This window comes from Pseudarthrobacter sp. L19, from assembly GCF_050859435.1.
Lineage (GTDB): Bacteria > Actinomycetota > Actinomycetes > Actinomycetales > Micrococcaceae > Arthrobacter.
In genome coordinates this window covers 3,110,497-3,133,160 of record NZ_CP193935.1, presented here as the reverse complement: position 1 = coordinate 3,133,160, position 22,664 = coordinate 3,110,497, and the positions used below count along the sequence as shown (strand labels likewise).

Below are 22,664 nucleotides of genomic sequence, written 5' to 3'. Positions count from 1 at the left end.
TGATACACATGCCTGCACTTCGCTCTAAAACAGTCACCCACGGCCGGAACATGGCCGGAGCCCGCGCACTGCTGCGCGCCTCCGGCGTCGCCAACTCGGACATCGGAAAGCCGATCATTGCCGTGGCCAACTCCTTCACCGAGTTCGTCCCCGGCCACACCCATCTTGCCCCCGTCGGGCGGATCGTCTCCGACGCGATCCTGGCCGCCGGAGCGGTTCCCCGCGAGTTCAACACCATCGCCGTGGATGACGGCATCGCCATGGGCCACGGCGGCATGCTGTACTCGCTGCCCTCCCGCGACCTGATCGCCGACTCGGTGGAGTACATGGTGAACGCCCACTGCGCCGACGCCCTGGTCTGCATCTCCAACTGCGACAAGATCACCCCCGGCATGCTGATGGCCGCGCTGCGCCTGAACATCCCCGTGGTGTTCGTCTCCGGCGGCCCTATGGAGGCCGGCCGCGTGACCCTGACCGACGGGTCCGTCCGCTCCCTGGACCTGGTGAACGCCATCTCCGACGCCGTCGACGAGTCGATCTCCGACGCCGACATCAACCTCATCGAAGAGAACGCCTGCCCCACCTGCGGATCCTGCTCCGGCATGTTCACCGCCAACTCGATGAACTGCCTCACCGAGGCCATCGGCCTGTCGCTGCCCGGCAACGGCTCCGTGCTCGCCACCCACACGGCGCGCAAGGCGCTGTATGAGAAGGCCGGGACCACCGTCGTCGAGCTCGTGAAGCGTTACTACGACGGCGACGACGAGTCGGTGCTGCCCCGCTCGATCGCCACCGCCAAGGCCTTCGACAACGCCATGGCGCTGGACATCTCCATGGGCGGATCCACCAACACCATCCTGCACCTGCTGGCCGCGGCCCAGGAGGCGGGCGTGGACTATGGCCTGGCCGAGATGGACGCCAAGTCCCGCCAGGTGCCGTGCCTGGCCAAGGTGGCCCCGAACGTGGCCAAGGACCGGACCTACTACATGGAGGATGTGCACCGCGCGGGCGGCATCCCCGCACTATTGGGCGAGCTGAACCGCGGCGGGCTCCTGCACAAGGACGTCCACTCGGTGCACTCGGCAGACCTGGACGGCTGGCTGGACGACTGGGACATCCGCGGCGGCAAGGCCACGGAGGAAGCCAGCGCCCTGTGGCACGCGGCCCCCGGCGGTGTCCGGTCCTCCACGGCGTTTTCCCAGTCGAACGAGTGGACCTCGCTGGACACCGACGCCGCCGAAGGGCTGCATCCGCTCCGTGGAGCACGCCTACTCCAAGGACGGCGGGCTGGCCGTTCTCCGCGGCAACGTGGCCGTGGACGGCGCCGTGGTGAAGACCGCCGGTGTGGATGAATCCATCTGGACCTTCTCCGGCCCGGCCGTGGTGTGCGAGTCCCAGGATGAGGCCGTGGAGAAGATCCTGAACAAGACCATCAAGGAAGGAGACGTAGTGGTCATCCGGTACGAGGGGCCCAAGGGCGGTCCGGGCATGCAGGAAATGCTGTACCCGACGTCGTTCCTCAAGGGCCGCGGCCTGGGCAAGAAGTGCGCCCTGATCACCGACGGCCGTTTCTCCGGCGGCACCTCCGGCCTGTCCATCGGGCACATCTCCCCGGAGGCTGCCTCCGGCGGGACCATCGCCCTGGTCGAAGACGGGGACATCATCAGCATCAACATCAGCCAGCGGTCCCTGCAGCTGGAAGTCAGCGACGAACTGCTGGCCGAGCGGCGGGAGAAGCTGCTGATTAACGGCGGCTACAAGCCAAAGGACCGGGAGCGCCAGGTCTCGGCCGCACTGCGCGCGTACGCCGCCATGGCCACCTCCGCCGATAAGGGCGCCGTCCGCGACGTCACGCTCCTGGGAGGCTAGGCCCGGCGGCTTACTCTCCGCGTAGGGCAACGGGCCGTTCGTGTGCCAGCATGGGCGGACGAACGACGCCAGGGAAGGGAATGGAATGAAATCCAACGAACTGCTGCTCGATGGCTTCGGCCGGATCCGCGAAACGGTGGAGGCCGTGCTGGACGGAACGGACGAACGCAGCCTGACCCGGCGCCCGGGAGGGACCGGCAATTCCATCGCCTGGCTTCTCTGGCACCTGGCCCGGGTGGAGGACGCCCAGGTCTCCTCCGCCGCCGGCCTCCCGCAGGTCTGGACCAGCCAGGGCTTCGTTGCCAGGTTCGGGCTCCCGCTGCCCGAGCGGGACACCGGCTACGGGCACTCCTCCGCCCAGGTGGACTCCGTGACCGCCGGGCCGGACCTGCTGTTGGAGTACTACGACGCCGTGCACCGTCAGACCGCCGGCTTCCTCGAAGGCCTGGACGACGGCGGCCAGGACCGGGTGGTGGATGAGCGGTGGGATCCGCCCGTGACCCTGGGCGTGCGCTTGGTCAGCACGGTGGCGGACTGCCTCCAGCACGTGGGCCAGGCCGCCTACGCCAGGGCCTGGGCGGCTGATCCGCCCAGGCCCTTGGTCAGGCTGGCTGCTGCGTGTGAAGCGGGCGGCGGTCACCTGCCGGCGCTGAACACCATGGCCGAGCCGCCGCCGCGGCGAACCGGTTCGGCGGCGGCGGTCAGCCGTCCGCCGGGCCCGAACTCGATCGCCGTGGCCGCGCCGATCTCCGCCGCGGACGTGAAGGCGTCACCCGAGGGCGTGAACTGGTGCCCGAACGGGGTGAGCTGATCGCCGTAGGCCGCAATGAAGGCCGGCTCCGCGGTGACCTTCGCCGTGTTCCGCTGCGCGGCGCGGGGCGCGGCGATGGCCTCCGAGATGGTCATGCCCAGGTCCACCCGGTTCAGGATGGTCTGCAGCACGGTGGTGATGATCGTGGACCCGCCGGGCGAGCCCAGGGCCACGAACGGGGCGCCGTCCTTGAGGATGATGGTCGGGGACATCGAGGACCGGGGACGCTTTCCGGGTTCGATCCGGTTGGGGTCCTGCGCGTCGTAGACCGTGGAGAAGTCGGTCAGCTCGTTGTTGAGCAGGAAGCCGCGGCCGGGAACCACCATGCCGGAACCGCCGGTCTGCTCGATCGTGAGCGTGTACTCGGCCACGTTGCCCCACTTGTCCGCCACCGTGAGGTTGGTGGTGGAGATGTTCTCGGTGTCCTTTTCGCTGGCCGCCGGCGCTGTGGCGGCGGGGCACACGCCGTCGTAGCTGGCGACATCGCCCGGCGCCACCGGCTTGGTGGCCGCGTGCAGGGGATCGATCAGGCAGGCGCGTTCCTTGCCGAAAAGCGGATCGGTCAGGGCCGCCGTCGGGACCTTGACCTTGGCCGGGTCGCCGACGTACTTGCCGCGGTCGGCGAAGGACAGGGCGCTGGCCTCCAGGTAGTGGTGCAGCGCGCCGGCGGTGGACAGGCCGGAGAGGTTGGTGGGGGCCAGGATGTTCAGGGCCTCGCCAACGGTGGTGCCGCCGCTGCTGGAGGGAGCCATGCCATAGACATCCAGTCCGCGGTAGCCCACCCGGGTGGGGTCCTGGTCCGCGGCCCGGTAGCCGGCCAGGTCCGCCGTCGTCATCGATCCCGCGGGCACGGGCAGCGTGGTGCCGGGCGCCTTGGCCGGGTTCTGGACGGTGGCCGCGATGTCGGCGGCCAGCGGCCCGGTGTAGAAGCCCGCGGTGCCCTGCTTGGCCAGGAGCCGGTAGGTCGCGGCGAGGTCGTGGTTCTGGAAGATGCTGCCGACGGCGGGGGCGTCGCCGCCGGGAAGGAACAGTTCGCTGGTGGCCGGGAAGGCGGCGAACCGGGCCTTGTTGTCCAGGGTCTGCTGGCGGAAGGTGGGGTCGACGACGAATCCGCGGTCGGCCACCTTGATGGCCGGTTTCAGGGCTTCGCCCAATCCCAGGCTGCCCCACCGTTCCAGGGCGCGCTGCCAGGTGGCCGGGGTGCCCGGGACACCGACGGCAACGCCGCTGAGTGACCAGTTCCGGGGTGAACCGGTAGGGCTTCCCGGTGGATTTGTCGATGAAGGCGTCGGGGGTGATGCCGGCCGGCGCGGTTTCCCGGCCGTCGATGGTGCCCACCGACTTGCTCTTGGCGTCATAGTAGACGAAGTACCCGCCGCCGCCGACGCCGGCGCTGTACGGTTCGGTGACACCCAGGGTGGCGGCAGCCGCGACCGCCGCGTCGGCCGCGTTGCCGCCCTTGCGGAGGACCTCGATCGCCGCGGCGGACGCCTCCGGATCGACCGTGCTCACGGCGCCTCCGTACCCGGTGGCGGTGGGGGTCTTCTCCGTCTCGCGGGGATCGGCGACGGCGGGACCCGCGACGGCGCCGCCGGCCACGGTGAGTGCCAGCGCCGCCGCCAGTGCGGAGAGCCTGCGTCCTGGTGTTTTCATGAATGCTCCCGGTGAAGAGGTCCGTCGATTGATGTCACACTACGTGTCGATTTTGTGACATTCAATGACAAGACGTTCTGCGTCGGGGGGGCGTCAGGCCGGTTTCCCGCCTAGGTGCCGGACGAGGGCGTCGAGCATGGGGAGCTGGCCGCGGACCAGCCGGACCCTGGCCTCGTCCTCGCCAACCCATTCGGCGGCATCGATCTCGGGGAATTCCCGGATGGTGCCGGAGCCCTTGGGCCACTCCAGTGGGAAGGTGTTGCTGACGATCCGCTCCGGGGCGAAGTCCGTCTCCGCGGCGAAGACGGTGACCACCTTCCCGGATGACTGCCGGAAGCTGCCCAGCGGAACGTAGTCGGCCTCGGGCGGCGGGGTGCCGATCTCCTCGGTGAACTCACGCCGGGCCGCGGCCAGCGGGTCCTCCTCGTCCGTGTGGATGCCCTTCGGGATGGACCAGGACGCGTTCTTCTTGCGCGCCCAGAACGGACCGCCCATGTGGGCGATCCAGACCTCCAGCCCGGCGCCGGTCCGACGGAAGAGCAGCAGGCCGGCGCTGTGGACGGTCATGGGGCTGCCGGGTCCGCTTAGTTGCCGGTCCCGTGTTCCGGGCTGGTGTCCTTGAGTGCGGCGACCGCCGAGCGCACCGCGTCGGGCATGGTGGTGGCCGGCCGCCCGATCAGGGATGCGAGCTGGCCGGAGGTGACAAGGAGGTCGCCGCGGGCAATTCCGACGTCGGAGTCGGCGAGGATGCCGGCGAAGTCCGCGGGGACGCCGAATCCGGCGAGCATCGCGGCGTAGTCCGCGGCGGGGAGGTCCTGGTAGGCGACGGGCTGTCCGGCCGCCGCGCTGATCTCGGCCGCCAGTTCCGCCATGGTGAAGGCCTGGTCGCCGCCGAATTCGTAGACCTTGCCGGCCTGGTCATCGGCCAGCAGCACGGCTGCGGCCGCGTCCGCGTAGTCGGCGCGGGCGGCGGCGCTGACCTTGCCGTCACTGGCGCTGCCGGCGAAGCCGCCCTGTGCCAGGGTGCCCGGCAGCTGTTCGGTGTAGTTCTCCAGGTACCAGCCGTTGCGCAGGAGGACGTGGGGCAGTCCGGATTCGGCGAGGAGCTTCTCGGTGGCCTGGTGTTCGGCGGCGAGCTTCATCCCCGTGCTGTCCGCGTTGGCGATGCTGGTGTAGGCGATGAGTTCCACGCCCTCGGCCCGGGCGGCGTCGATGACGGTCCGGTGCTGTTCGAGACGCTGCCCGACGGCGCTGCCGGAAATCAGCAGCACCTTCGACGCACCCTTGAGGGCCGCGGCGACCGACCCGGCGTCGTCGTAGTCCATGGCCCGGACCTGCACGCCGCGGCCGGCGAAATCATCCAGCTTATCGACGGCGCGGCCGACGGCGACCAGCTCGCCGGCGGGGGCGCCGCGGCGGAGCAGGGATTCCAGGACGAGGCGGCCCAGGTGGCCGGTGGCGCCGGTGACAACGATGCTCATGATGGTTCCTCTCGGGTGTGGTGTGCTCTTCCGAGGGCTTCAACGCGCGGGCGGCACCGGATCATCCCGGCGGATCATGCAGTCCAACCATCCGTCTCCGACGAGCGCCGGGGAGCGCCGGGGCCGGGCTCCCGGCGCGCGGCCGCTACCAGTTCTGCGGGTCGTTGAGCCGGCACAGCTGCGAACTGCACTGCCGGTCGCTGACCTGCCAGTCGGGCTGCCGGTCGGACGCCTGGCGCCGGTCGGTCCAGTTCGGAACCACGCGGGATCCGCAGGCCGGACAGGGCGGCTCCATGTGGGCGCGTCGCTGTGCCTTATTCATATTTCCCCCAAGAAATGTTGAAACGTACCCGCCACGGTAGCAATAACTCCAGTGACGTTACAAAACCCGGGGCGGGTGGGTCCTAGGCGTCGTCGTCGGTGAGGCGGCGGAAGTCGCGGGAGAGGTAGAAGGCCAGGGCGGCGAAGTTTCCGCTGTCCACCGTGACCGCCACCGTTGAGCGGCCCTGTATCTGGAGGGTGTCGAGGCAGTGGCTGAGCAGTTCGTCGGCCAGGCCCTGGCGGCGGAAGTCGGGATGGGTGAAGAGTTCGGCGATCACGGCGTCCCATTCCCCGTCGCTGCCGGGCGCAGGTTCGGTGACGATGATGGCCGCTGTCAGCTGGCCCTCGGGTCCGGTCAGGACGGCGGAGGCCTCGGGGAGGTGGGCGCCTTCCGCTCCGCCGAGGAGCGCGTCGATCCAGCCGGTGGCCCGCTCGGGCGGCTGGGGCAGGCTCTCCGCGTACGACTCGTGGTACATCCGCGAGAGTTCGTCGACGTCGTCGGGCTTGATGGGGCGGAGGGGAACGCCGCGGCGGGTGGAGCCGCCGGCGGCCGTTTCAGCGGTGAGGACGAACAGGGGATTCACGGCGACCTGCACTCTCTCCTGGGCGGAGTCCGGGGATGCCCGGGCCGGGGCGGTGCGCTCCGGCCTTCCATCCAGACTGTACCGCCAATATTGCGCCCAGGTTTCGGGCCGGTGATATTTGTGGAGATCTTTCGGTTGCCCTGCAGCCCGGACACAGGAACGGCTCGGCGGCACAGGGAATTCCTGCGCCGCCGGGCCGTTTGCCGGTACCGGGGACGGGTCGCACAGTGCGGTCCGTCCCGGGTGGCGGACGTGTCTAGCTGAGCGTGGCCGTGTCGATGACGAAGCGGTAGCGAACGTCGGAGGCCAGGACGCGCTCGTAGGCCTCGTTGATCTTCTCGGCCGGGATGACCTCGATCTCGGCGCCCAGGTGGTGCTCGGCGCAGAAGTCCAGCATCTCCTGGGTCTGGCGGATGCCGCCGATCATGGAGCCGGCGAAGGAGCGCCGGCCGCCGATCAGGGCGAACGCGTTGACCGGGAGCGGCTCGGCGGGGGCGCCGACGTTGACCATGGTGCCGTCGAGGCGCAGCAGCTGCAGGTAGGAGCTGATGTCGATCGAGGCGCTGACCGTGTTGATGATCAGGTCGAAGCTGCCGGCGAGCTCGCTGAAGGTGTTCTCGTCGCTCGTGGCGTAGTAGTGGTCGGCGCCCAGCTTCAGGCCGTCTTCCTGCTTCTTGAGCGACTGCGAGAGCACGGTCACCTCGGCGCCCATGGCGTGGGCGAGCTTGACGGCCATGTGGCCGAGACCGCCCAGGCCGACGACGGCGACCTTCTTGCCGGGGCCGGCGTTCCAGTGCCGCAGCGGCGAGTAGGTGGTGATGCCGGCGCACAGCAGGGGAGCGGCGACGTCGAGCTCGATGCCCTCCGGGATCCGCACCACGAAGTCTTCGGTGACGACGACGTGGGTGGAGTAGCCGCCCTGGGTGATGGTGCCGTCATGGTCGACGGCGCCGTAGGTGCCGGTGTTGCCCTTGAGGCAGTACTGCTCCTCGCCGGCCTTGCAGTTCACGCACTCGCCGCAGGAGTTGACCATGCAGCCGACGCCGACGCGGTCGCCGACGGCGTGCTTGGTGACGGCGGAGCCGACCTCGGTGACGATGCCGGCGATCTCGTGGCCGGGGGCGAGCGGGTAGGACTGGGGGCCCCAGTCGCCGCGGACGGTGTGGATATCCGAGTGGCAGATGCCGGCGAACTTGATTTCGATCAGGACGTCATGGGGTCCGACGTCGCGGCGTTCGATCTTGGTGGGGACCAGGTCGCCGGTGGCGGACGGTGCGGCATAAGCTGTTAACGGTAAGCATGTATCTCCAGTGTGTATCTGTGATTCGTTAGCGGTCTGGGGAGAATCAGCAACAGCTGCCGGCGGGGGATCAGCCAAGGCTGCGCCGGAGTGTGACCCCGGCCGGCGAACCGATCGGAGCCACAGTGGGAGACAACAGCGCACCCGGCGGGATTGTTCCGCAGTGTGCTGATTAATTTTCTTAGACGTCCGACGCCGGTGCCGTGGAAGGCGGGTCAGGCGCGTGGGTGGCTGGTCAGGCGCGTCCGCGGGCCATGTCCGGGTGGACGCGGACGAACTCGATCCGGTTGCCGGAGTTGGTTCGTGCCTTCGGTGTTCGGGAGAAGCCCTTGGCGTCCAGGTTGTTGCCGGCCCGGAACTCGGCCAGTGACCGGTCGTAGGCGGCGTTGAGGTCGCGTCCGGTGAACTCCCCGGCGGAGCCGTCGCTGAAGGTGATGGTGACGGGGGCGCCGGCCGGAAGGTGCCGCGGCATCCGGATGAAGCCCTCGGCGTCCTGCTGGAAGTGCATCAGGGGGTCTGCTCTCTGTGGGGGACCGGCTCAGCGCCAGCCCAGTTGCGGGGCGACGTGCTTGAGTACGGACTCGATGACGTGGGCGTTGTAGTCGACGCCCAGCTGGTTGGGGACGGTCAGCAGCAGGGTGTCGGCGGCCGCGATCGCCTCGTCCTCGGCCAGTTTGGCGGCGAGTTCGTCCGGGGCTCCGGCGTAGGAGCGGCCGAAGATGGCCCGGGTCTTCTCGTCGATGTTGCCGATCTGGTCCGAGCTGCGTCGGTCACGGCCGAAGTAGTGCCAGTCCCGCTCGTCCGTCAGGGCAAAGATGCTCCGGCTGACCGACACACGGGGTTCGCGCTCGTGGCCGGCGTCCTTCCAGGCCTGCCGGTAGAGCTCGATCTGTTCGGCCTGCTGGATGTGGAAGGGCTTGCCGCTCTCGTCGTCCTTGAGCGTGGAGCTCTGCAGGTTCATGCCGAGTTTGGCGGCCCAGACGGCGGTGGCGTTCGAGCCGGAGCCCCACCAGATCCGCTCACGGAGCCCCGCCGAGTATGGCTCAATCCGCAGCAGCCCCGGCGGGTTCGGGAACATCGGCCGTGGGCTCGGCGCGGCGAAGCCCTCGCCCTTCAGTACCTCGAGCAGCCGTTCGGTGTGGCGGCGGCCCATGTCGGCGTCGGACTCGCCGTCCGCCGGGGTGTAGCCGAAGTGCCGCCAGCCGTCGATGACCTGCTCGGGTGACCCGCGGCTGATGCCGAGCTGCAGCCGTCCGCCGCTGATCAGGTCCGCCGCCCCGGCGTCCTCGGCCATGTAGAGCGGGTTCTCGTAGCGCATGTCGATGACGCCGGTGCCGATCTCGATGCGGCTGGTCCTGGCGCCGACCGCCGCCAGCAGCGGGAAGGGAGAGGCGTACTGCTGGGCGAAGTGGTGGACGCGGAAGTAGGCGCCGTCCGCGCCCAGTTCCTCGGCCGCGACGGCGAGGTCGATCGCCTGCAGGAGCGCGTCCGAGGCGCTGCGGGTGCCGGACTCCGGGTGGTCGGTCCAGTGGCCAAAGGACAGGAAGCCAATGTTTTTCACACCAGCCCCAACGCGTTGCCGAGGGTTCCTATTCCGTCCGCCGGGCCGCGCCCGGGGTGGGGAACGATGGCGTGCGGTCGGGCGCGCCGGGGCGGGGAGAATGGAAGCGTGACTGCCCCCGCCCGGAATCCCCGCCCCCATCGCCGTCCCTTTGACATGGGCGCCATCGGCGCGGGCCTGGTGTTCGCCGGGTCCCTCGGAGAGCTGACCGGGGCGCTGGCGGTTGGTGGCCCAGGTGCCGCCGCGGTTGTGGAGGCGCCGCCGGGGACCGGAAAGACCACGCTGGTGCCCCCGTTGCTGGCGAACCTGGCCCTGGCCGGTGCCGCAGCCGCCGACCGGAACGGAGTGCCCGCCCGGATCGTGGTCACCCAGCCCCGCCGGGTCGCCGCCCGCGCCGCGGCCCGCCGCCTCGCCGCCCTGGACGGCAGCCCGCTGGGGGAGCGGGTGGGCTACGCCGTGCGCGGCGAGCGGCGGACCGGCCCGGACGCCCTCGTTGAATTCGTCACCCCGGGGATCCTGCTGCGTCGCCTGCTCGCCGACCCGGGACTGGAGGGGACTGCCGCCGTCGTGCTGGACGAGGTGCACGAACGCGGGCTGGAGACGGACATGCTGTTGGGCATGCTGGCCGAGGTGCGCCAGCTCCGCGGCGACCTGGCCCTGGTCGCAATGTCCGCCACCCTGGACGCGCGCCGCTTCGCCGAACTGCTGGGGGACGCCGACGGCGGCCCGGCAGGTACGCCGGCGCCCGTCGTCGGCTGCCCCAGCGCGCTCCATCCGCTGGAGGTGCAGTGGGCGCCCGCGCCGGGCCCGCGGCTGGACGCCCGCGGTGTGACGCGCTCCTTCCTGGACCACGTCGCGGACACGGCGGCCGCCGCGCACGCCGCCGCCCTCGCCGCCGGGGACGATCTTGACGCGCTCGTCTTCGTGCCGGGCGCCCGGGAGGTCACGCACGTGGCGTCCCGGCTGCGGGGACGGACGACGGCGGAGGTACTGGAGCTGCACGGCCAGGCCGACCCCGCGACCCAGGACCGGGCGGTCTCCGGGCGCCTCCCCGGCGCGCAGGCGCGGATCATCGTCAGCACCGCGCTCGCCGAATCATCGCTCACCGTCCCGGGCGTCCGCCTGGTGATCGACTCGGGGCTGGCCCGCGAACCGCGCCGCGACGCCGCCCGCGGCATGACCGGCCTGGTCACCGTGTCCTGTTCTCGGGCGTCCGCGGGCCAGCGGGCCGGCCGTGCCGCGCGCCTCGGCCCGGGCCGGGTGGTCCGCTGCTACGACGAGCGCAGTTTCGGTGCCGCCCCCGCGCATGTCACCCCGGAGATTACCGTCGCAGACCTCACCGGGGCTGCCCTGGTGCTCGCCTGCTGGGGTTCCCCCGAGGGCCGCGGCATGGCCTTGCCGGATGCCCCGCCGGCCGCGGCGATGGCCGACGCCGTCGAGGTGCTGCGGGAACTGGGCGCCGTCGGCCCCGACGGGCAGGCCACCGGCCTCGGCCGCACTCTGGCCCGCATCCCCGCCGACCCGCGGCTGGGCCGCGCGCTCCTGGAGGGCGGCGCCGCGGTGGGCTCCCGCGCGGCCGCGGAGGCCGTGGCCGCTGTGTCCGGCAGCCAGCGCGCCCCCGGGGCTGACCTGCCCGGGCTGTTGGCCGCGCTGCGTTCGGGCAGGGATCCCGGCGCGCGCAGCTGGGCCGACGAGGTGCGGCGGCTGGAGTCGATCGCCCGCGCCCCGGGCGCGGGCGGCGGAAATGCGCCCGAACTGGCACGCACCGCCGCCCCGGTTGCCGGGAAGAAACCGGCCGCATCGAGGGCGCCCGGTGAGGAGGCCGGCAACGTCGTCGCCCTCGCCTTCCCCGACCGGGTGGCGCGCCGGGTGCCCGGCCCGGGCGACCGTTACCTTCTGGCCTCCGGAACCCGCGCCGCCCTTCCCGGCGGCAGCCGCCTCTCCGGGCAGGACTGGCTTGCCGTCGCGGAGGTCAGCCGCGCCGACGGGCACGAGGCCGCGGGCACCGGCGCCGTCATCCGCGTCGCGGCGCCGCTCGCCCCGGCAGATGCCGAAACCGCCGCCGCGCACCTGCTAACCGACACGGTGGTCGCGGCCTTCGACGGCGGCCGGGTGACCGCCCGGCAGGAACGCCGCCTGGGCGCCATCGTACTTTCCTCCACCCCGGTACGTCCGACGCCGGAGTCCGGCCGCGCGGCCGTGGGCCGCGCTCTCGCCGGGGCGGGGCTCGGCGCCATTGGCTGGTCACTCGGCCGCCGACGCGCTCCGCCGCCGGCTGGCCCTGCTGCGCCGGGAGCTCGGCGCGCCGTGGCCGGACGTCTCGGAGGAGGCCCTGTTGGCCCGGCTGGAGGACTGGCTGGCCCCGGAACTGGAGGCGCTGGCCGCGGGCGGCCGCACCGCCGGCGTCGACCTCCTGGACCCGCTCCGGCGCCTGCTGCCCTGGCCCGAAGCTGCGCGCCTGGCCGAGCTGGCGCCCGAATCCCTGAAGGTGCCCAGCGGCTCGATGGTCCGCATCGACTACCCCGCGGTGGACGACGACGGCCGGCCCGTCGTCGCGGTCAAGCTGCAGGAGTGCTTTGGCTGGGACCGGACGCCCCATCTGGTGGAGGGCGGGGTGCCGGTGCTCTTCCACCTGCTGTCCCCGGCGCGGCGGCCGCTGGCGGTCACGGACGACCTGGCCTCGTTCTGGTCCGGGCCGTACGCCCAGGTCCGCGCAGAGATGCGCGGACGTTACCCGAAGCACCCGTGGCCGGAGGATCCGTGGACGGCCCCGGCCACCGCGAAGGTCAAGAACAGGATGTAGGCGCCTAGTGGGGCAGGTGTTCCTGGTCCCGGTGGGCCGCCGGTTCGAGCTGGAAGGTGGAGTGCTCCACGGAGATGTCGAAGTGCTCGGCCACGCAGCGCTGCAGGTCGGCCAGGATGGTCGCGGCGTGGCCGTCGGTGAGGCACTCGTCCTCGAGGGTGACGTGCCCGGTGATCACCGGTGTACCGGACCCCACCAGCGAGGCGTGCAGGTCATGGACGTCGATCACATGCGGCAGCGCCAGGATGTGGGTGCGCACCTGGCCCAGGTCGAGGCCCTTCGGGGTGCTCTCGAGCAGGACGTGCACGGTCTCCATCAGCAGTTTGAGCGTCCGCGGGATAATCAGCGCACCGATCAGCAGGGACACCAGCGCGTCGGCCCGGGTCCAGCCGGTCCAGGCGATCACCAGGGCGGCGACGATCACCGCCACGGAGCCCAGCGCGTCGTTGAGCACCTCAAGGAACGCGGCGCGCATGTTGAAGTTGTGCTTCCGGCCGGCGGCTAGGACCAGCAGGCCCACGACGTTGCCCGCCAGGCCGATCACGCCGAACCAGAGCATCAGCGAGGACCCCACCTCGGGCGGCTCGAACAGGCGCCGGATGCCCTCGACGATCACGAACGCGCCCACGATCAGCAACAGCCCCGCCTGCAGGGCCGCGGCCAGGATCTCCGCACGCTTGAAACCCCAGGTCCGCTTCATGGTGGCGGGCCGGAGCGCCAGGGACGCCGCGATCAGCGCGATCAGCAGGCCGGCCGCGTCCGTGAACATGTGTCCGGCGTCGGCCAGCAGGGCCAGGCTGCCCGAGAGCACCGTGCCGGTGATCTCCGCAACCATGACCATGACCGTAATGCCGAAGACCAGCAGCAGCCGGGTGCGGTTGCCGTCAGCGTCGACGGCGTGCGAGTGGTCGTGGTGCCCGCTCACGGCGCGCAGTCCTCGTCCGGGCAGGTGCAGATGGGCTCCACGGTGAGGATGACCTCCAGCAGGTCCCCGAGGGCGTGGGCGAGTTTGGCGTCCGAGAGTTCGTAGCGGACCTTGCGCCCGGCCGGTTCGGCGACGACGAGGCCGCAGTCCCGCAGGCAGGCCAGGTGGTTGGAGAGCATCTGCCGGCTCACGCCGAGGGACTCGGCCAGCTCACCCGGGAACGCCGGTCCGTCCTTGAGCCGGAGCAGGATCGAGGACCGGGTGGGGTCCGCGAGTGCCTTGCCGAACCGGGCCAGGACGCCCGTGCTGGTCAGTGTCTGCATGCGAAAATACTACAGCGATTTCTGTACTGTTGCAGCGGTCGGTGTCTGCGCAGCGGTTGGTGTCGGGGCTAGCCGGCTTCGGCGCCGTCCCAGGCGACGTGCACCCAGCGCTGCCCCTCGTCGTCCCAGGATTCCGAGTGGCCCAGCAGGGCAAGGTCCTGGAAGCTGACCTCGATGCCGTTGCGCTGCAGGGTGTCGCGGAGTTCGTTGGTTGCCTCGCGGACGGCGGACGTCACCGCCTCCGGGTTGTCGGACTCGATAGGACGGGACGCTTCATAGGGTTTGGTCATGGGACCCATCATTCAGGGTCGGCGACGATAAGGGAACAGCGCCGTCCCCGATCAGCCGGGCGCCGTTGTCCCAGCACACGGCCCGCAGCCAGGCGTCGTCGAGCCGCGGTTCCCGGTCCCGCAGCCGTTCCAGCGCCTCCAGCTGGTGAGCGTAGGGGTAGGGGATGTTGGGGAAGTCGCTGCCCAGCACCACCCGGTCGCCGAGGTCCGCCAGCCGGGGGAGCAGGTCCGCCGGGAACGGGGTCACGGACTCGAAAAAGTCGGTGAAGGCCATGGTGGTGTCCAGGTGGACGCGGGGATAGCGGTCGGCCAGGTCCAGGAACTCGGCGTACTCCGGGGCGCCGAGGTGGGCGACGACGGCGGTCAGGTCGGGGTGGCGGCGCAGCACCCCTCGAGTTTGTCGGGGCCGGTGAACCCTTGCCGGGGAACGGGGCCGGAGCCGACGTGGATGACGACGGGGATGCCGGCGTCGGCCAAGAGCGCCCAGGCCGGGTCCAGGATGGGCTCGCGCAGGTCGAAGCCGCCCACCTGGGCATGGATCTTGAAGACCCTGGCGCCGCGGGCGAGGGCCCGCTCCACCTGCCCGAGCACGCCCTCCTCCGGGTAGAAAGTGGCGCTGGGGACGCAGTCCGGCTCGGCGGCGGCGAGGTCCAGGGCGAAGTCGGTGAGGTCCGCCGCCATGTCCGGCCGGTGCGCGTAGGTCAGGGCGGTGAAGCGCCGGACGCCGAGGGTGCGGAGGGTAGCGAGCCGCTGGTCCTGCGCGGTGCGGTAGGTGATCGGCCACGGCCGCCCGACAAGGGGGCCCGCCTCGTCGAAGTGGGCCCAGACCCGGCGGAGCATCCGTTCCGGGAGGAAATGCGTGTGGATGTCGATCAGGCCGGGCAGGCCCAGCCGCTGCCACCAGGCGGGGACGTCGGCGTCGGTCAGCGCGGCACGACCGTGCCCGCCGCTCACTTCCCGGCTCCTTCCGGGGCATGGGACCGGAGGAAACGGGCCACCGGTTCCGCCAGCCCCGCACCGATCTGGTCCGCGGGGCGCTTCCTGCCGGCCACGGCGAACGAGTGGTCCCCGCCCTCAACCCACTGCACCTCGGCGGAGGGCCCGATCCGGGCGGCAACCGTGTCCAGCAGGTTCCCGGTGGCGAAGGTGTCCCGGGTGCCCTGCAAGAACAGCATCGGCACGCTCACGCCGTAGAGGTGTTCGTCCCGGAGCTTCTCCGGCTTGCCCGGCGGATGCAACGGGTAGCCAAGGTAGACCAGGCCCGCCGCCGGCATCCCCTCGGCCACCGCCATGGACGCCATCCGGCCGCCAAAGGATTTCCCGGCCGCCCAGACCGGCTCGCCGGTGGAGCGGTCGCGTGCGGCAGCCATCGCGGCCCGCCACGTCGCGATGGCGACCGGCGGGCGGTCCGGGAACTTCCGGCCGGCCTCCCGGTAGGGGAAGTTGAAACGCAGGGTGGCGACGCCGTCGTCGTTCAGGGCGGCGGTGAAGCCGGCCAGGAAGGGATGGCCCATCCCGGCGCCGGCCCCGTGTGCCACCACCAGCGTGGCCACCGGGTGCTCGGGCCGGGCGTAGAGGGCGGACACCGCGGTGCCGTCCACGTCGATGCTCAGCGTTTCCTCAACCACGGGCACCTGCCGCGCGCGTTCCAGGGACCAGGGCCCGCAGCGCCCAGCCCGCGGCGCACACCAGCGGCACCGCGGCGGCCATCAGGACCACCGGGTTGGGCCGGAACACGCTCCGGCCGTTCGGGCCGCCCGCATACACTCCCAGCGGCAGGACAAACCCGCCCCCGCCGCCGCCGGCCCCGCCGGGTTCCTCCCCGGATGCCGGTGCGCTGCCGCCGCCGAACCCGAAGGACACCAGCGCCACGGGCACCACCCGCTCTCCGGCGAGCTCGATCGACTCGCCGTACGCCCGGGAGACCCCCACCGTCTTGAATGCGTCCGCCAGGGACGCCAATGCCTCAGCCATGCAAGCCACCCTAGCCAGCGGCGGCAGCCGGAGCCAGACGCCGGGCCGCGGCTCCCGTTCCGACCGGACCGGCGGCGACGCGCTCCGGGCGGGTGTCGCCGGGACCGGGCGCGGGGTAGCCTGCCCTCATGGCAAGGGAAGAGACGATCGTGACGGTTCCGGGTCCGCACGGCGAGCGGGAGGTCCGGATTTCCAGCCCGTCCCGGCTGGTCTGGCCCGCCGCGGGGGTGACCAAGCTGGACCTGGCGCGGTTCATGATCGACGTCGGCGAGGCATTCCTGGCCGCGAACGGGGACCGGCCTATCACCCTGCAACGCTTCTCCGGCGACGTCGACGGCGAACAGTTCTTCTCCAAGAATCCGCCCAAGGGGGCGCCGGACTTCGTCAGGTCGGTGCCGGTGGTCTATCCGAGCGGACGGTCCCACCCGCAGCTGGTGATCGACGAAGCAGCGGCCGCGGTCTGGGCGGTGCAGATGAACACCGTGGTCTTCCACCCCTGGGCGTCGCGGGCCGGGAACCCGGACAACCCGGACCAGCTCCGCATCGACCTGGACCCGCAGCCCGGCACCTCCTTCAGGGACGCCGTCCCCGCCGCGCGGGAGCTACGGAAGGTCCTCGCCGACATCGGCCTGGAAGCCTTCATCAAGACCTCCGGCAACCGCGGGCTGCACGTGTTCGCGCCGATCGAGCCGGACCACGAGTTCCTGGACGTCCGGCACGCCGTGATCGCCGCGGCCCGTGAACTGGAGCGCCGGATGCCCGAGCAGGTGACCACCGCCTGGTGGAAAGAGGAACGCGGTGAACGGGTCTTCATCGACTTCAACCAGGCCAACCGGGACCGCACCATGGCCGGGGCCTACAGCCCGCGGGCGCTGCCCGGGGCCACTGTGTCCTGCCCCCTGACGTGGGAGGAACTCGACGATGCCGATCCGGCTGCCCTCACCGTCGCGACGGTGCCGGATCGGCTGCGGTCCACCGGCGACCCCTGGGCCGGGATGCACGCCAACCCCGGCTCGATCGAGGGCCTGCTCGGCTGGTGGGAACGGGACGCCGCGGCCGGCCTCGGCGAGCTGCCGTTCCCGCCGGACTTCCCCAAGATGCCGGGCGAACCTCCGCGGGTACAGCCCAGCCGCGCCAAAGCCAAGGACTAACCGGCGCCCGGCCGTCCCCGCTCCAGGACCACGACGTCGCGGCCGAAGGACAGCACCAGCAGGGCGAGTGCGGCCGCGACCGCCGCCGTCGCCGCAGCCCCCGGGACGCCGGGGACCATGGCGAACAGCAGGGCCGCCGGCTGCAGCGCGCCGATCACCTTCCGAGCGGCCGACGGCGGCAAAGGTGCGCGCAGCGACGGCCGGAACCGGCCCGCGGCCTGGAACACGTAATAGAGAAGTCCGGATCCGAGCACCCAGAGGCCAAGGGTGCCCGCCACGGCGCAGGCCAGCACCAACGTCAGCGCCGCGTCGGTGGAGGTGTCCAGGCGGGCGCCGTCGGCCGAGGCAGTCCCGGTCCGCCGCGCCACCGGCCCGTCCACGGCGTCTAGGGCGAAGGCCGCCGTCCCGACGGCGAGCAGCGGCAACCCCGACGGGCCGCCGGTCAGCAGCCCCGACATGGTGAGCGCGGCGGCACAGGCCACCAGCACCGCCCGGGCAAGCGTGACCCGGTCCGCGGGGGTGCAGGATGGGACGGCCCGGCCCAGGAGGTTTGCGCCAGCTCCGGCCAGCACCGCGGCGCCGGCGCCCACCGCGAGGAAGGCGCCCCCGCCGTCGGGAAGTGACGGGCCGGCAATCACGACGACGGCACCGAGGTACGCCACGGCGGCCACGGAAAGGTCGGCCACCGCCGGGTGCGGGGCGGTCCGGAGTTCAGTCATGATGCGGCCATGCTATCGCCGCGACCGGGTGCGGACCGCTGCCGTGATGCCTTGAAGTCCGGACTCCCTGAGCTCCCGACACTGTGAGATCCCTGCGCCCTGAGGCCCCTGCGCCCCGAAATTGCTGAGCCCCGCGTCAGGCTCGGGCCGCCGTCGTCGTCCGTCCCCGACCGGCCCGGACGAACCCCGCGGCCGCCGCAACGGCGCCTAGGGCTTCCGCGGCGGCGCTGATCGACTTCTCCCAGAACCACACCGGGTCGTACATCGCGGGGAAGGGACCGAACGCGGGGATATCGACGTACCGGTACAGCACCACGGCGGCGAAGGCGCTCAGGGAAACGAGGAACGCGAAGGCAAAGGCCGCCCGGGAACCCCGCCAGAGGACGGCGACGGCGGCGAGCGCGGCGGCTGCCGCCTCCAGGACAAAGAGCGTGCCCTGTCCGAGTCCCTGCGGCGAGCCGGCCTGGTAGCCGGGCGCGAGGTGAAGATGGACCCCGGCATCGACGGCTAGGCAGCCGGCCGTTAGCAGGCGCAGGGCAAAGCCCCGGCTCCGGTGGCCGGCAACGCCCCGGTGTGCGGTGGCGCTCATTTGACCACCAGCGTTCCGTGCATGTTGGGGTGGTAGGTGCAGTGATAGGTGTAGGTGCCCGGCGTCGCCGGCGCGGTGAAGGTGGCCGTGCCGCCGCTGCCCTTGACAGTGACATCAAAGGCGCCGCCCTGATCGGCGGTGACCGTGTGCGCGGCGCTGTCCGCGTTGGAGACCGTGACGGTACTGCCGGCCGGCACCTCAAGGGCCGGGCCGTAGGCGAAGTTCTTGATGGTGATGGCGGCCCCGGCGGACGACGCCGTCGACGCGCCGGCAGAGGCCGTGGTGGTCGAAGCGCCCGTGCTTGTTGAGGCGCCCGTCGTGTCCATCGGCATGGCGGCGCTCGCGGACGTGCCGGACGGGGGAGCCGTACCCCCTCCCGAGCCGCAACCGGCCACACCCAGCACCAGGGCCGCGAGCGCAGCGAGGACGCTACATTTTCCGGTGACCATGACCCACCTCCGGCGAAACAGTTGACCTAGCAACCTGCCTTAATTCTGCTCCTCATCGGTGCGGAAGGCGCCGGGCCTTTTGGCGGGTATTGCGGTGCGGGCGGCCGGGGCCGCCGGCGAGGGGCCCGCCGTCCTAGCCAGACCCCGGGCGGGCAGCGTCCCACTCCTCGCGAAGGATCGAGAAGACCTCCTTGTCGTAGCGGGAACCGTCGAACACCCAGCTGCTGCGGAGCACGCCCTCCGAACGCATGCCGAGCCGCCGGGCGATGGCGACGCTGCGGAGGTTATCGGTCCGGCACCGCCACTCCACCCGGCACATGCCGCGTTCCTCGAAGGCCCATTCCATCAGCAGCGCGACCGAGCGGGTGACGAGTCCGCGGCCCACCGCGCCGGGTTCCAGCCAGCAGCCGACCTCACAGATGCCCGAGCCCGCGTCGAAGGCCACGAACATGACGCCGCCAATGATGCTGTCCCCGTCCCAGAGGCCGTAGATGCGGGCGCCGTCGCCGGCGGTGGCCGTGGCGTAGCGCTGCAGGGTGGCGCGGGCGCCCTCGACGGTGTCGGTGACGAAGGCCGGTCCCACCCAAGGGCGGATGTGGTCCCGGGCCCGGTCCATGTGTTCGGCGAAGGCCGGGGCGTGCCACGGCTCCAGGGGTTTCAGGACGACGCCGTCCCGGACGGCCGTTTCAAACAGTGAAGAAGGCATGCCGGGAGCTTAGCGGATGGGCCGGTGCGGTCAGGCGGCCTTGACCAGGGGGAGTTCGTCCCAGTGGGTGGTGTAGCGGGGGAGAGCATGTCCCGCTTCATGCTCCAGTCCGGTCCGCCCCGGATACCGCCGAAGCCCAACCCGATGGAACCGCGGCCGTAGCGGCGCGTGATGTCCTCCACCAGGCTCCCAATGTGGCGTTCCTCGTGCGGATTCTCGAACAGGGATAGCGGTGCCTGGTTCCCGGTGGGCCTTAGGTCGGTGACCATGATGCCGGCCTTCGCGTACTTCACGCCGTCCACGATGCGGGGCAGCAGGGCATGTGCCGCCCGCGTCAGGATCACCGGATCCGCCGTCGGCATCGGCAGGACCACGCTGACCGTGGGGAACGAGACGTCCCGGGCGTTGAAGTGCGAGGTGCCAGCGAACGCGGTGAGGAGCTTCGCCTGCAGTCCGTGCCGGGCGAGGCGGGCGGAGGCCTGCTGCCCGTAGACGCTCAGGACCTGCCGGAACCCGGCGGCCGAGGTCAGCGGGGTGGAGAAGGAGCGGGAGAAGATCAGCTGATCGCGTCCGATGCGTTCCTCTTCCATCGGGATGCACGGGATGCCCTGTAGTTCCAGGACGGTGCGCATCATGACCACGGAGAACCGGTCGCGGATCATCACCGGGTCCGCGCGGGCCAGGTCCAGGATCGAGTGGATGCCCAGGGCGTTGAGCCGCCTGGTCAGCCGTGTGGCGACGCCCCAGATTTCGATCACCGACAGGCTTCGCATCAGGCGCTCGCGGGCGGCGGCGGGCACGGACTCCCAGTGGCAGACGCCGTCGAAGGCAGAATTGTTCTTGGCCCACTTGTTCGCCAGCTTCGCCAGCGTCTTGGTGGGGGCGATGCCGACGCAGACGGGCACGCCGACGTTGCGCCGCACCGCCGCCTTCATCTGTCCGCCCAGCTCCAGCAGTTCCGCGGGCGTGCCCTTGACCCCCAGGAACGCCTCGTCGATGCTGTACACCTCCAGCCAGGCGGAGAACCGGCCCAGCAGCTCCATCACGCGGGCGCTGATGTCGCCGTAGAGTTCGTAATTGCTGGACAGCGCCACCAGTCCCCACTCCCTGGCCCGCGGGGCGAGCTTGAACCACGGCTCGCCGAGGGCAATCCCCAGCCGCTTCGCCTCGGGTGACCGCGTGACGGCGCAGCCATCGTTGTTGGACAGCACGACGACGGGACGGCCCTCCAGGGCGGGGTTGAAGGCCCGCTCGGCGGACGCGTAGAAGCAGTTGACGTCCACGTGGGCGATCTGGGGCAGCTGCCGCATCGGAGCGGGCCTGGCCATGACGGCCGCCTAGACCACGTGGAGGCAGCGCGTGGCGACGCCCCAGACCACGAGTTCGGACAGGGACGGAACCCGGATGTCCGGGTAGGCCGGGTTCTCGGCCTGCAGCACCACTCCGTTGCGGGTGATCCTTAGCCGCTTGATGGTCAGCTCGCCGTCCAGGACGGCGACGACGACGGATCCGTCCACGGGTGTCAGCGCCCGGTTGACGATCAGTTCGTCCCCGTCGCTGATCCCCGCGCCCTCCATGGAGTCCCCGGAGACCCGGACCACGTAGGTGCTGGTGATGTCCTTGATCAGGTGTTCGTTCAGGTCGATGCGGCCGTCGAAGTAGTCCTGCGCGGGCGAGGGATAGCCGGCCGCCACCGGGACCGGCGAGATCAGCACCGAGAGGAGGGAAGTGCCCGCGTCTATCACGCGGGGTCCGATAATTGCGCCCACAACACACCTTAGTTCGAATATATGTTCGAATCTAAGTGTAAGCCCGGGGGCGGACATTGGACCGGGGAAACCCTTCGGTAGTAGGCTTCGGGGGTTGGCCGCGCCGGGCGGCCCACTGTTTGGGGGTAGTGGTGGCACGAGGACGTTGGCTGGCGGTTGTGGCTGTGGGAGCTGCCCTGTGCGGCGGGGCAGGGCAGGCCGTTGCGGCGCAGGATGCCGCGGCGCCGGCTGCCTTGGCGCCGGCGGAGGTGGTATCGACGGGCGGGACGCCGGTCGACGTCATCGTTGGCCCGGACGGAACCGCGTACATCGGCGGCTACAACGGCTTTGGCGGGGTCCTGGTGATTCCGCCCGGCGAGCCGGGTCCTACGCGCAGGATCACGACCGGCCCCAACGTGGCCGGACTGGCCCTGGGACCGGACGGAACGCTCTACGTGGCCCAGCAGCTGGGCGGCTCCGTCGGCGGGGCCGAGATCGGCGTCGTGCCTCCGGGCGGGGCAGCCGTCGCCCGGACCATCCCGGTGTCGAGGGGCAACCACCTGATAGCCGCCGGTCCCGACGGCAAAGTGTACGTGCCGAACCCGGAGAACAAGTCGGTGCTTGTCCTTGCTGCCGGCGGCACGGCGGTGGACCATGTCATCGGCGTCGGGGCGGGACCGGTGGAAGTCGCCGTCGGCCCGGACGGCACTGCCTACGTGGTCAACCAGATCGAGGGCACGGTCTCGATCGTTCCCGCCGGCCAGGCCGCGGCATCCCACACGATTCCCACCGGGACAGTGGCCAGCACGACGGAGAATCCCCACGGCATCGCCGTCGCCCCGGACGGCACGGTCTACGTCACGAACATCAGCACGAACAAGGTTGCGGTCATCGGGACGGGGGCGGACCGGGTGGGCTACACCATCTATGTCCCCGGCGGCCCCACCGAGGCGGCGCTCGGACCCGACGGGACGCTTTACGTGTCGAGTGTCCTCACCCCGGGGATATCGGTGATCAAGCCCGGTTCCAGGACCGTCGATTCCACCATCCCGACCGAGGGACAACCCGGGCACCTCGCGGTGGCCCCGGACGGCAGCATCATCGCGGCGACGCCGGGCACCGGCCTGGGCAACGGATCGGTCTCCCGCTACGCGCCGCCGGCGCCGGTACCGGCATCGGCTTCTGGGGGCTCGGCCGGCCCCAAGGCAGGGAACGGCACAGGAGTGGGGAACGACGCCGCGGTGGGGAATGCCGCCGGGCCCTCACCGTGGAGTTCGCCCGGCGCCGTAGCGGGTGCAGGCGGCGCGGCGGTGATCGTCGTCGCCGCCCTGGTGCTGTTGCTGGGCCGACGTCGTTCTACCGGAGTCACAAGATCCGACGGCGACGTTACCGCCGAACAGGCGTAGC

General features: G+C 71.2%; 19 protein-coding genes and 6 pseudogenes. 5 read left to right on the top strand and 20 right to left on the bottom strand.

Going from position 1 to position 22,664, the window contains the following annotated elements:
* The first annotated feature begins 8 nt into the window (after positions 1 to 8).
* Together ilvD and ACRQ5B_RS14975 are read left to right on the top strand one after the other, a co-directional pair.
* Positions 9 to 1,869, top strand: a pseudogene (ilvD, locus tag ACRQ5B_RS14980) (dihydroxy-acid dehydratase).
* A gap of 85 nt (positions 1,870 to 1,954) precedes the next feature.
* Positions 1,955 to 2,440 (top strand): annotated as a pseudogene (locus ACRQ5B_RS14975) (mycothiol transferase); the annotation flags it as partial.
* 65 nt (positions 2,441 to 2,505) lie between these two features.
* On the opposite strand, the pseudogene ggt reads toward ACRQ5B_RS14975, so the two are convergent.
* From ggt to ACRQ5B_RS14935, 8 genes and pseudogenes are all read right to left on the bottom strand, one after another.
* Positions 2,506 to 4,333, bottom strand: a pseudogene (gene ggt, locus ACRQ5B_RS14970) (gamma-glutamyltransferase).
* A 93-nt stretch (positions 4,334 to 4,426) separates the two neighbouring features.
* On the bottom strand, positions 4,427 to 4,900 hold the full coding sequence (locus tag ACRQ5B_RS14965) for an NUDIX domain-containing protein (RefSeq protein WP_432395196.1): 474 nt from the start codon (positions 4,898 to 4,900) through the stop codon (positions 4,427 to 4,429).
* A gap of 17 nt (positions 4,901 to 4,917) precedes the next feature.
* Positions 4,918 to 5,814 (bottom strand): SDR family oxidoreductase, encoded by an 897-nt coding sequence (locus ACRQ5B_RS14960; RefSeq protein WP_432395193.1) that lies wholly within the window; start codon positions 5,812 to 5,814, stop codon positions 4,918 to 4,920.
* Between the two features lie 145 nt (positions 5,815 to 5,959).
* Entirely contained in the window at positions 5,960 to 6,109 is a 150-nt protein-coding gene (locus ACRQ5B_RS14955; protein ID WP_432398779.1) for a DUF7340 domain-containing protein, read from the bottom strand.
* A gap of 109 nt (positions 6,110 to 6,218) precedes the next feature.
* A complete protein-coding gene (locus ACRQ5B_RS14950) occupies positions 6,219 to 6,719 on the bottom strand; it encodes a GNAT family N-acetyltransferase (RefSeq protein WP_432395190.1) in 501 nt (166 codons plus the stop codon).
* Between the two features lie 256 nt (positions 6,720 to 6,975).
* Positions 6,976 to 8,037 (bottom strand): NAD(P)-dependent alcohol dehydrogenase, encoded by a 1,062-nt coding sequence (locus ACRQ5B_RS14945; protein ID WP_432398778.1) that lies wholly within the window; start codon positions 8,035 to 8,037, stop codon positions 6,976 to 6,978.
* Between the two features lie 217 nt (positions 8,038 to 8,254).
* Entirely contained in the window at positions 8,255 to 8,527 is a 273-nt protein-coding gene (locus ACRQ5B_RS14940; protein WP_432395188.1) for a hypothetical protein, read from the bottom strand.
* Between the two features lie 30 nt (positions 8,528 to 8,557).
* Entirely contained in the window at positions 8,558 to 9,580 is a 1,023-nt protein-coding gene (locus ACRQ5B_RS14935) for an LLM class flavin-dependent oxidoreductase (protein WP_432395185.1), read from the bottom strand.
* Positions 9,581 to 9,736: 156 nt separating this feature from the next.
* Between ACRQ5B_RS14935 and hrpB the strand changes: the two are divergent.
* Positions 9,737 to 12,383: pseudogene (hrpB, locus tag ACRQ5B_RS14930) on the top strand (ATP-dependent helicase HrpB).
* A gap of 4 nt (positions 12,384 to 12,387) precedes the next feature.
* Here hrpB and ACRQ5B_RS14925 read toward each other — a convergent pair.
* The 6 genes and pseudogenes from ACRQ5B_RS14925 to ACRQ5B_RS14900 form a co-directional block, all read right to left on the bottom strand.
* Complete coding sequence (locus ACRQ5B_RS14925) at positions 12,388 to 13,308, bottom strand: cation diffusion facilitator family transporter (RefSeq protein ID WP_432395183.1); 921 nt, start codon at positions 13,306 to 13,308, stop codon at positions 12,388 to 12,390.
* Positions 13,305 to 13,631, bottom strand: coding sequence for an ArsR/SmtB family transcription factor (locus ACRQ5B_RS14920; protein ID WP_364137513.1), 327 nt, complete (start codon positions 13,629 to 13,631; stop codon positions 13,305 to 13,307). Before ACRQ5B_RS14920 ends, ACRQ5B_RS14925 begins: the two co-directional genes overlap by 4 nt.
* Positions 13,632 to 13,699: 68 nt before the next feature.
* Entirely contained in the window at positions 13,700 to 13,921 is a 222-nt protein-coding gene (locus tag ACRQ5B_RS14915; protein WP_432395180.1) for a hypothetical protein, read from the bottom strand.
* Positions 13,905 to 14,761, bottom strand: a pseudogene (locus ACRQ5B_RS14910) (amidohydrolase family protein). Before ACRQ5B_RS14910 ends, ACRQ5B_RS14915 begins: the two are co-directional and overlap by 17 nt.
* Before the next feature lie 110 nt (positions 14,762 to 14,871).
* Positions 14,872 to 15,555, bottom strand: a complete 684-nt coding sequence (locus tag ACRQ5B_RS14905; protein WP_412882860.1) for an alpha/beta hydrolase family protein — start codon at positions 15,553 to 15,555, stop codon at positions 14,872 to 14,874.
* On the bottom strand, positions 15,542 to 15,895 hold the full coding sequence (locus ACRQ5B_RS14900; RefSeq protein ID WP_412882861.1) for a hypothetical protein: 354 nt from the start codon (positions 15,893 to 15,895) through the stop codon (positions 15,542 to 15,544). Before ACRQ5B_RS14900 ends, ACRQ5B_RS14905 begins: the two co-directional genes overlap by 14 nt.
* Positions 15,896 to 16,023: 128 nt before the next feature.
* Between ACRQ5B_RS14900 and ligD the strand changes: the two genes are divergently transcribed.
* On the top strand, positions 16,024 to 17,046 hold the full coding sequence (gene ligD, locus ACRQ5B_RS14895) for a non-homologous end-joining DNA ligase (RefSeq protein WP_432395175.1): 1,023 nt from the start codon (positions 16,024 to 16,026) through the stop codon (positions 17,044 to 17,046).
* Here the strand turns inward: ligD and ACRQ5B_RS14890 are convergent.
* The 6 genes and pseudogenes from ACRQ5B_RS14890 to ACRQ5B_RS14865 form a co-directional block, all read right to left on the bottom strand.
* A complete protein-coding gene (locus ACRQ5B_RS14890) occupies positions 17,043 to 17,765 on the bottom strand; it encodes a CDP-alcohol phosphatidyltransferase family protein (RefSeq protein ID WP_432395173.1) in 723 nt (240 codons plus the stop codon). The two genes, ligD and ACRQ5B_RS14890, sit on opposite strands and share 4 nt — an antisense overlap.
* Positions 17,766 to 17,901: 136 nt before the next feature.
* Positions 17,902 to 18,354, bottom strand: coding sequence for a hypothetical protein (locus tag ACRQ5B_RS14885; RefSeq protein ID WP_412882864.1), 453 nt, complete (start codon positions 18,352 to 18,354; stop codon positions 17,902 to 17,904).
* The gene (locus tag ACRQ5B_RS14880) at positions 18,351 to 18,803 is read right to left on the bottom strand and encodes a cupredoxin domain-containing protein (protein ID WP_432395171.1); all 453 of its coding nucleotides are present in this window, start codon (positions 18,801 to 18,803) and stop codon (positions 18,351 to 18,353) included. The genes ACRQ5B_RS14885 and ACRQ5B_RS14880 overlap by 4 nt, the downstream gene beginning before the upstream one ends.
* Before the next feature lie 133 nt (positions 18,804 to 18,936).
* The gene (locus ACRQ5B_RS14875; RefSeq protein WP_412882866.1) at positions 18,937 to 19,509 is read right to left on the bottom strand and encodes a GNAT family N-acetyltransferase; all 573 of its coding nucleotides are present in this window, start codon (positions 19,507 to 19,509) and stop codon (positions 18,937 to 18,939) included.
* 30 nt (positions 19,510 to 19,539) lie between these two features.
* A pseudogene (locus tag ACRQ5B_RS14870) lies at positions 19,540 to 20,837 on the bottom strand (Y-family DNA polymerase).
* 9 nt (positions 20,838 to 20,846) lie between these two features.
* Positions 20,847 to 21,278 carry a LexA family protein gene (locus ACRQ5B_RS14865; protein WP_364137493.1) on the bottom strand — a complete coding sequence of 144 codons (432 nt, stop codon included), beginning with the start codon at positions 21,276 to 21,278 and terminating at the stop codon, positions 20,847 to 20,849.
* 158 nt (positions 21,279 to 21,436) lie between these two features.
* Here ACRQ5B_RS14865 and ACRQ5B_RS14860 point away from each other — a divergent pair, with 158 nt between their 5' ends.
* Positions 21,437 to 22,663: a Vgb family protein gene (locus ACRQ5B_RS14860; RefSeq protein ID WP_432395167.1), complete on the top strand. Its 1,227-nt coding sequence runs from the start codon at positions 21,437 to 21,439 to the stop codon at positions 22,661 to 22,663.
* The last annotated feature ends 1 nt before the right edge of the window (position 22,664 follow it).